This window comes from Planktothrix sp. FACHB-1355 (assembly GCF_014748295.1).
GTDB classification, from domain to species: Bacteria; Cyanobacteriota; Cyanobacteriia; order Cyanobacteriales; family Aerosakkonemataceae; genus Aerosakkonema; species Aerosakkonema funiforme_A.
Genome location: NZ_JACJUP010000179.1, coordinates 1 through 8,356, shown reverse-complemented (window position 1 = coordinate 8,356; position 8,356 = coordinate 1). Strand labels below are relative to the sequence as shown.

9 protein-coding genes and 1 pseudogene are annotated in these 8,356 nt (G+C 46.6%); 5 read left to right on the top strand and 5 right to left on the bottom strand.

Going from position 1 to position 8,356, the window contains the following annotated elements:
* Positions 1 to 201 (top strand): hypothetical protein (locus tag H6S82_RS10520; RefSeq protein WP_191056203.1); only part of this gene is annotated, 201 nt, incomplete at its 5' end.
* A 153-nt stretch (positions 202 to 354) separates the two neighbouring features.
* Here the strand turns inward: H6S82_RS10520 and H6S82_RS10515 are convergent.
* Positions 355 to 687: an STAS domain-containing protein gene (locus H6S82_RS10515; RefSeq protein ID WP_190475337.1), complete on the bottom strand. Its 333-nt coding sequence runs from the start codon at positions 685 to 687 to the stop codon at positions 355 to 357.
* 395 nt (positions 688 to 1,082) lie between these two features.
* Between H6S82_RS10515 and cbiD the strand changes: the two genes are divergently transcribed.
* On the top strand, positions 1,083 to 2,273 hold the full coding sequence (gene cbiD / locus H6S82_RS10510) for a cobalt-precorrin-5B (C(1))-methyltransferase CbiD (RefSeq protein ID WP_190475340.1): 1,191 nt from the start codon (positions 1,083 to 1,085) through the stop codon (positions 2,271 to 2,273).
* A 421-nt stretch (positions 2,274 to 2,694) separates the two neighbouring features.
* Positions 2,695 to 4,302 (top strand): glutamine-hydrolyzing GMP synthase, encoded by a 1,608-nt coding sequence (gene guaA / locus H6S82_RS10505; RefSeq protein WP_322112032.1) that lies wholly within the window; start codon positions 2,695 to 2,697, stop codon positions 4,300 to 4,302.
* A gap of 249 nt (positions 4,303 to 4,551) precedes the next feature.
* Here guaA and H6S82_RS10500 read toward each other — a convergent pair whose 3' ends face one another.
* On the bottom strand, positions 4,552 to 5,478 hold the full coding sequence (locus H6S82_RS10500; protein ID WP_190475342.1) for a cation diffusion facilitator family transporter: 927 nt from the start codon (positions 5,476 to 5,478) through the stop codon (positions 4,552 to 4,554).
* Positions 5,479 to 5,717: 239 nt separating this feature from the next.
* Between H6S82_RS10500 and H6S82_RS10495 the strand changes: the two genes are divergently transcribed.
* Both H6S82_RS10495 and H6S82_RS10490 read left to right on the top strand, forming a co-directional pair.
* Positions 5,718 to 6,074 (top strand): hypothetical protein, encoded by a 357-nt coding sequence (locus tag H6S82_RS10495; protein ID WP_190475344.1) that lies wholly within the window; start codon positions 5,718 to 5,720, stop codon positions 6,072 to 6,074.
* Positions 6,075 to 6,231: 157 nt separating this feature from the next.
* Entirely contained in the window at positions 6,232 to 6,624 is a 393-nt protein-coding gene (locus H6S82_RS10490; protein ID WP_190475346.1) for a hypothetical protein, read from the top strand.
* Positions 6,625 to 6,667: 43 nt separating this feature from the next.
* Here H6S82_RS10490 and H6S82_RS10485 read toward each other — a convergent pair whose 3' ends face one another.
* The 3 genes and pseudogenes from H6S82_RS10485 to H6S82_RS10475 form a co-directional block, all read right to left on the bottom strand.
* A complete protein-coding gene (locus tag H6S82_RS10485; protein ID WP_190475348.1) occupies positions 6,668 to 6,811 on the bottom strand; it encodes a hypothetical protein in 144 nt (47 codons plus the stop codon).
* 209 nt (positions 6,812 to 7,020) lie between these two features.
* Positions 7,021 to 7,260, bottom strand: coding sequence for a DUF4327 family protein (locus H6S82_RS10480; protein ID WP_190475350.1), 240 nt, complete (start codon positions 7,258 to 7,260; stop codon positions 7,021 to 7,023).
* A 384-nt stretch (positions 7,261 to 7,644) separates the two neighbouring features.
* A pseudogene (locus H6S82_RS10475) lies at positions 7,645 to 8,356 on the bottom strand (glycoside hydrolase family 3 N-terminal domain-containing protein); the annotation flags it as partial.

Sequence of the window (8,356 nt, the reverse complement as noted above, 5' to 3'; positions counted from 1 at the left end):
ATTCTGCCTCAACTAGAGCGCGTGCCGGTGCAGCCTTTCGTGCAGGCAAAAGCTGGGGAATACCCTATTTTTGAGAACTCTCAACTATCTTGGCTACTCCCAACCTATCGGTATCGCGACTTGAAGGATCTGATCGATTACCTGCAAGAAAAGACGATCCCGATCGTCGAAGTGAAGGCAGAAAAATTAATAAAAGATTAAAAAAACGACTGGCCTCATCTACTGCCAAGCAGATGAGGCTAGTATAGTTAGCAAAAAAGATTCAGCCCGATCCCGTAGCGTCAACCGAATGATGATTTGTGTAAGTCGATCTGACAGCGACACCGCGTCTGTCGTCTTGCCAGGGATCGCTCGCTACACATACTGGCGAACGCACGCAGCTTCAACAGCTGCCTGAGTTCCTACATCCATAAATCGCAAGGATAGCGTCTTACCCAAAGACGCGGCTCTTTTCAGCCCAGAAATCAGACTGTTAACTCCCTCTGCTTCCACGTTGTCTACCCATAACAGATCGACAACTACAGTGTCAGATGTTAATTCCAGAGCTTGTTCTAGCGCCTTTGTGAAAGCTGGGCAGCTCATATTATCGAGACAGCCATTCGGTCTCAGCACAACGGTGCGGGGCCGTCCAGTTTCTGTTGTGTTGACTAGATGAGGAAAGTTAGCGAAGTCCATGAGGGGTTCCATTGGAAGCTCCAGGACGTAGTGGTGGAAATTCAGGCGTCGGGTTGGGAGCCTCGCAAATCATACTTTTGATGCTCTCATTCCCTAGAGAGTAAGGAATTCTTGGGCTCAGATTGCCTTTTCAAATTTTTGTAAGGACGAAGCTTTAAATGCGTTGCCCGTACAGTTTGACATTCTGATTTGTCTAGTATTTCAACTAGCACCTCAAGAGTAAATCGGCGGAAAGCCTTACCTTACTCTTATAGGGTGAAGCAAAACTGTGTTTCTTGGTTTGCGATCGGTCACCGTAAACCTATGATTTAAATCACACCGATGCGGGCATGAAGCTTAGGAAGCAGCAAAGACCGCTCTCACCCATCAGCAATCCAAAATCCTTGCATCCAAAATCTAAAATTGACATGACTTTAACCCGTTCTGGATATACCTTGCCTGTGTTTGCCTGTGCTGGTGCGATCGCCGCCCTGCTATGGTTAAAGGAGCGCAAATCTGTTCCATCGGTGTCAGTAGATTTGATCGAACCCAGCCAAATCGTAGAAATCCCGATAGAGCAGGTAAGCGGAATCAATGAGGGGGAAGCTTTGGCAATTACGCGCAGCGATCCAGGCGATAACCTCGACCTTACTCGCAACACACCGATCTGGACACTGGTGGAATTTTGTCAGGAAGCAGAAGAGCAGATTGTCATCAAAGGCGGTGAAGGAATTGGGCGAATAGTTGATGCTAGTGGAGAAGCTGCAATATACAGATATGCCAAACGACTGTTGCGCCAAAACCTAGAGCCTCTGCTAGAACTGGAGTCAAAAATTCAGGTGACGATCGTTTTACCGGAAGGGAGATCTCTGGCAAAACGTACCTCTAACGCAGCTTTTGGGGTCGTCGATGGACTTTCCTTGTTGGGTACTACAGGTATTTCCGAGCCTTTGAGTGCGCCCGGTCATTTGGAAACTGCCCTTGCGGAATTACGAGAAAAAGCCGGCAAATTAAGCCCAGAGCGCGAAGAAAATGGGGAAAATACTTCTTCTTACACTCAAGAGTCTTCAATTTTGGTTTTTTGTGTGGGAGAAAACGGTTTAGACTTAGCTCGACAACTGGATATTCCACCAGAGAGGCTGGTCAAAACCGCCAACTGGTTGGGGCCAATGTTAGTAGAGGCGATCGTTCAGGGCGTTAAAGGAATTTTATTATTTGGCTACCACGGTAAGCTGATTAAATTGGCTGGTGGCATTTTTCACACTCACCATCATCTTGCTGACGGACGCTTGGAAATTCTTACCGCTCACTGCGCCCAAGTGGGTTTACCGACACCCGCCTTACAAAAGGTATTTACTAGCGCAACAGCTGAAGACGCTTTGAAATATCTGCGCGATTTGGATGCCCAAAGCGCCAGCAATTGGGTCAATTTAGTTTATAGTTCGATCGCCCTCGCAATCGATAAGCGATCCCAAGCTTACATTCGCACTCACACCGAAAAAAATGTTTGCGTGGGATCGGTTTTGTTTGACCGCGATCGTCAGATCTTTGTCAAAAGTGAAATGGGTTATGCCTTGCTGTCTGCATTGCTGGGTCTTCATACGGCGATCTGCAATTAGTCATGTTAAGTAGTGGGCAGAATTAAACTGTGAGAAATGCTTAATAGTTAATTACCGATCGTCGCTCACTGCTGATAACCAAAAAGAAAAGTAATCAGCGCAGTTCAGTATGGAAAAGCTTCACTCATTTTGTAGTTAAGTCTATATTTTTATAGACACCCAAGCTGGGTTTGAGGGATAATTTGGAATGCCTGACAAAGGTCACTCAGGTCAAATCTGAGATGATAACTAAATTTCAGTCAGGCAATTAAAGTTAACCCAAGCAGTCCTCAACACCGAGAGGTAATAGGAGATCGGATGTGTAGCCATCCATTGAGGTTTTACCTCAAGCAAGCTAAGACCGAGATATTTGTCTGTGGTTTTAGTAGCTATAAATAGATATATTGGGACATTATTAAGCTCTCTTTTTTGGATTTATTCAGTGACACTCCAGACATCTCAACCGCTCCCTACCGAATCTTTGGCACAGTTGGATCGCCAGATAATTATAATTCTGGATTTTGGCTCTCAGTACTCCGAGTTAATCGCTCGCCGGATTCGGGAAACTCAAGTTTATTCAGAGGTCATTTCTTATCGCACTACTGTCGAACAGCTACAAGAGATTAATCCAAAGGGGATAATCCTATCTGGAGGCCCCAACTCGGTTTATGATGCAGGGGCACCCCATTGCGATCGCCGCATTTGGGATTTAGGCATTCCCATTCTGGGTGTTTGCTACGGGATGCAACTGATGGTGCAACAGCTGGGTGGGGAAGTAACGCGAGCCGAGCGGGGCGAGTATGGCAAAGCGTCGCTTTTGATTGACGATCCCACGGATTTGCTCACCAATGTGGAAGATGCTACAACGATGTGGATGAGCCACGGCGACTCTTGTACCCTCCTGCCATCGGGTTTTGAAATCCTCGCTCATACAGAAAATACTCCCTGTGCGGCGATCGCCGATCATGAGAAAAAGCTCTACGGCGTGCAGTTCCATCCGGAAGTGGTTCATTCGGTTGGCGGTCAGGCTTTAATCCGCAACTTTGTGTATCACATTTGCGACTGCGAACCGACCTGGACTACTGCGGCTTTTGTTGAGCAAGCAGTACGAGAAGTTCGAGGTAAGGTTGGCGATAAGCGGGTATTGCTGGCTCTTTCCGGCGGCGTTGATTCTTCCACGCTGGCGTTTTTGATGCACAAGGCGATCGGCGATCGATTAACTTGTATGTTCATCGACCAAGGCTTCATGCGTAAACATGAGCCTGAGCGTCTGTTGAAGCTGTTTCAAGAACAATTCCACATTCCGGTGGAGTACGTCAATGCCAGAGATCGTTTTTTGGCGGCGATCGCTGGAGTTAGCGATCCGGAAGAAAAACGTCGCCGCATCGGTCACGAATTTATCCGCGTTTTTGAAGAAGAATCAAGACGCCTCGGCCCCTTCGATTATCTGGCCCAAGGCACCCTTTACCCGGATGTGATCGAATCAGCAGATACTAACGTTGACCCCAAAACCGGGGAACGGGTAGCTGTGAAAATTAAAAGCCATCACAATGTCGGTGGTTTGCCGAAAGACCTGCGTTTTAAGCTGGTAGAGCCTTTGCGGAAATTGTTCAAGGATGAAGTTCGCAAGGTCGGTCGTTCGATCGGCTTACCAGAAGAAATTGTACAGCGTCATCCTTTCCCTGGCCCCGGATTGGCTATTCGCATTCTGGGCGAAGTCACGGCAGAAAAACTGGATATTCTGCGGGATGCTGACTTGATCGTGCGCCAGGAAATCAACCGCCAGGGAATGTACGGCCATTTGTGGCAAGCTTTTGCTGTTCTGTTACCGATCCGCAGTGTAGGGGTGATGGGAGATCAGCGCACCTATGCTTATCCGATCGTCTTGCGCTTTGTCAAAAGCGAAGATGGGATGACGGCTGACTGGGCGCGAGTGCCTTACGATTTGTTGGAAACTATCTCTACCCGCATTGTCAACGAAGTCCCTGGGGTAAATCGCGTGGTCTACGATGTTACCTCTAAACCGCCCGGAACGATCGAGTGGGAGTGAGATCGAATCTGCTTCGATTACCCAGCTTATTCATTCGTAGGGAGTGGGGGAGTGGGAAGAATTAATATTTTTCCTTTTTTCATCTCCCTTTTCCCTTTTCCCTCTCCCTCTTCTTTTTGACTTTTGACTTTTAACTTTTGACTTTCTCTGGGCTCATTTCGGGTGGGTAATTTCTTAACTTTTTGTGGAAAAACTGCACAATATCTGTGGAAAAGTGGGTGTTGCTGTGGAAAACTACCTGTAATTTTATTAACGATCGTAAGTGATCCGATCCGATTTGTAGGTAGGCGGTTCGACGTGAATTAAGACTCTTACCGGGCTAAACCGTTCTGCCAGACGCGCTTCTACTTCTTCGGTAATTCGATGGGCTCCTTCCACATCTTGGGCGCTCACAATCAGGTGCATTTCGATAAACACTTGTCGTCCTACGACTCCTCTGGAAGCAATTTCGTGGCAGTTGATGACTCCCGGAACTTGCATAGCGATCGTATGAATAGCCTCCGGTGCGATCGCCATTTCATCCACCAACCACGGTAGATTTTCTTTCAACACCGACCAACCGCTGCGAAAAACTAACAAAGCCACTGGAAAAGACAAAATCACATCCAACCACTGAAGTGCGGGCAGATTTAAAACCCCTGCTTGCCAAACGCCTATCAAACCCAAAAGAACGGTAATCGTTACCCAAACATCGCTCATGGTATGCTGGGCGTCTGCAATTAGAATCGGGCTGCCGACTCGTATCCCGACATTACGCTCGTAGAATGTGACAAAAATATTGATGCCCAGAACAATCAGCAGTATCCACAGTTCGGGTGCCGATATTTTGATTGATTGCAAACCGTGTTGAAAGCCTTCGATCGTTCGTTCTATTGCACCTTTAAGAATTTCAAAGCAGGCGACGCCCAAGAAGGCAGCTATTCCCAATGCCCCCAGAGCATCAAATTTCTGGTGTCCGTAAGGGTGGTCGCGGTCTGGTTGCGGAGAAGCCAAGCGGCTGGCAACCAGTCCCAATACGTTGTTGGCGCTGTCGGTGACGCTGTGTAGCGCGTCTGCCAACAAGCTCAGGGAACCAGTCCACCACCCTACACTTGCTTTGATCGCCATTACTACTAAGTTAAGTAGTAGAGTGATCAGCAAAACTTTTCGCACTTCAGAGCGGTTATCTAAAACCATGACCCTATTGCTTCTCTATGAAAATTATCTCGCCTCCAGTGTAGATCTCAACAGGAACAGGAGAGTTAAAAACCTTGCCTTATCAGCATTTTAGTTGTATTTAACACCTATAATTACTTTTGGTTGTTGACATTATTTTTAATTAATAGCAAGTGCTTTGCTTGATTTGATGGGCAACCCCTTCCGTAAAGCGACCATATCTCTTAGCATTAATAGCAGTATGTAAAGATTAATTGCTAATGTCATCTTCTCAACTCAGACTTAACCTGGGAGATGGTTCTGTTTCCTTTAGCTTCACACCAGAAGCGGCGCGGGAACTACAAGGTGCGATCGCCCAGTTGATGGAGCGCTTGAAAGCAGTTAGCGCTCAAGCGACTGGCGGCGGTGGCGGTAAAGCCAGTCCCCAGAAACCGATGGAGTACCGATACGCTGGTGAAGTGTTTCTGGAAATGTTCTGCAACCCCAACATCTGGCCCAGTCCCTTTGCCGCCAAAGTCTTAATCACGCTTCGGGACGATCGGATTCGTCTGAGTACCGAAGCCGAACTGACTCGCATTACCGAGGACATCAACGTTTATCTGGAACAGTTTGGTTGAGTGCTACTACATACCTGTAAAAATAATTTACAAATTTGGCTGTGAGCGCTCAATACTGTAAACTAAAAACGACTGCGGCACACGGTAAAGCAGCTGTTGCGGCTTCAAGATCCTTGTGTTGCTGTTTGCAAACGCCTGTTCCGAGATGAACTTGCCGATGAACTCAGATAACCCGATTGAGCTACTGCAAACAGGATTTCGCGTCTCTCTGGGCGCAGCCGCTTCCCTGATTGAAAGTGTGACGGACTCTCAAAAGCGAGAGGAAATTATTTCTAAAGTTAGTAAGTCCGAGTTTGGCCAACTAACTGATGAGTGGGCTAAAAAAGGGGAACTAACTGAGCAGGAGGCTCGCAATTTCGTTGAATCCCTTTTAAATCAAGGCAAAAATCAAACCCCCACTGAGACGGGGGCACAGTCTACAGATCCGAGCGAGATACCTATTTCCCCAGATCCTCCAGAAGTGCAGCAAGAGCTACAGGAACTGACTGCACAAATTGCCGCTATGCGTGCGGAGCTGGAAAGGCTGAGAAATCAAGATTCGCAGTCGTGAATCTTCTATTGCTATTACTCCTTGACAATGGTAAATTTCTATGCTAAAGCAGCAGAGTTTTGAGTTGAGCGCCATTGGCCAGAACCCAAAACGACAAAATTTTTAATTTTTGTGAAGTTGCGAATAACCAGCCAGAGGCGATCGCCTCTGGCTGGTTCATCAGTTTTATGTTTGGATATTGAGACATTCTCCAAGTGCTAACAGACTTAATCTGCGGTTACATTCCGCTTTGGTCTAATAGAACAAAAGTTAATTAAGGGTATCTGAGGGCAGATAGCCTAACCGAGTTTAAGCAGGCTTCAGCCTTCCGACAGATTTTGTTAAAAGTCACCGACAACAGATAAGGTATCTAGCCGAGAGCCGATCGGGCAAGAAAGACTAGAGCCCGCTTTGACTTCAATCGTTCTGCCATTCTTCGCGACCCATTAAATCGGCAATCCGATCCCTAAGTAAGTAGTTACTCTTCTCCAACTCGCACTCTACCCAAGCCCATTCACGGGCAGGAATATATTGGCAGAGGGTGTAGATGGGTTGCTGACGGCTAACAACTCCTTTATACACGAGACGACGCGCTTCTTCTTTGATTACATCCAGAGAGTATTGAACCGATATCGCGGACACCACGTTTACGCTCATTGTATTCACTCTTAAAGTATTCAGAAATTGTTGGTCGGAGAGTAGATAGTTTGTAGCTCTATATACTAAACTCTTTTCATTTTTACGCTATCTGCTCCTCTATTATATTAACAAATGTTTCAAAAGTCATCAAACCTTGACTTTTTTCCGGAGTAAATTTACAGGTGTTTGCCACTATTGATTTTCCTGGCAATCCTATGGCAGTGGGTTTAGGATTGGTAAACATGGGGTAATGCCCACATTAAGCCACGTTAAGCAGGTATCCCAGAAGCCTTTCTAATGCTGCCATACGCGGAATGGGAGTTCTAAAAATATCCTGATGGAGAACTCCCTCTTCAGAGGGATAACGAAATAAAAAATTAAATTTTTATAAAGAAAATAGTTTTAGATACCAAATAATGCTTCCAGAGAGATCGCTTGTGCTGCTGAAATCTGCCCAAATGAGTAGACGCAAGGTATATCTGGTGGGAGATATTGTAAAAACTTATTTTTAATATAAGGACTACCGTAAACTACCAAAGCTTGCAATTCACCAGTTTTTAATAAATTGTTAAACCAATCCTCTGCAATTTCGGTTAATCCGGCACTTCCCCGAAAGGGATTGCCACGCATAAAGACTTGTAACAGAGTCGGCTGAGGACGATCGGAAGTAGAGATTGGCGTATGGCCATCGCATAACTGAGTTGTGTATCCTCTCCCTTGGGGTATAGCGATCGCGGGTGCTTGGCGATCGAGGAATTTACAGTCTAGCAGATTGTCAACAACTATTAAGTTACGTAAATTGATTAAGTTTTCTTTGGGCAAAGGTACAGAACCAAAAACTTGACAGCTGTCGCGTAAGATGGCATTGACCGTAGTGAGTGCGGCGGGACTGGCCAGTTGGTGCAGGAAGTTGGCGGGAGAGAAATTCTCGTTTCCATCTGTCTGAGTTTGGGACGAGAAAACTTTGGACTTTGCTTGCCAGATACGTTCCACAGAGGCCCGAATCCGTTCCGGAGAGATACGTCCGGAATTGACCGCATCGCAGATCGCGGCGATCGCACCTTCCGGGTCTAATGGCATAAGTAGAATATCGACACCCGCTTCCACTGCCAAA

Coding starts and splice junctions, on each gene's coding strand:
- H6S82_RS10515 (WP_190475337.1), bottom strand. CDS start 687: ATGGAACCCCTCATGGACTTCGCTAACTTTCCTCATCTAGTCAACACA.
- H6S82_RS10480 (WP_190475350.1), bottom strand. CDS start 7,260: ATGAGCGTAAACGTGGTGTCCGCGATATCGGTTCAATACTCTCTGGAT.
- H6S82_RS10495 (WP_190475344.1), top strand. CDS start 5,718: ATGTCATCTTCTCAACTCAGACTTAACCTGGGAGATGGTTCTGTTTCC.
- H6S82_RS10500 (WP_190475342.1), bottom strand. CDS start 5,478: ATGGTTTTAGATAACCGCTCTGAAGTGCGAAAAGTTTTGCTGATCACT.
- cbiD (WP_190475340.1), top strand. CDS start 1,083: ATGACTTTAACCCGTTCTGGATATACCTTGCCTGTGTTTGCCTGTGCT.
- H6S82_RS10485 (WP_190475348.1), bottom strand. CDS start 6,811: ATGTCTCAATATCCAAACATAAAACTGATGAACCAGCCAGAGGCGATC.
- H6S82_RS10490 (WP_190475346.1), top strand. CDS start 6,232: ATGAACTCAGATAACCCGATTGAGCTACTGCAAACAGGATTTCGCGTC.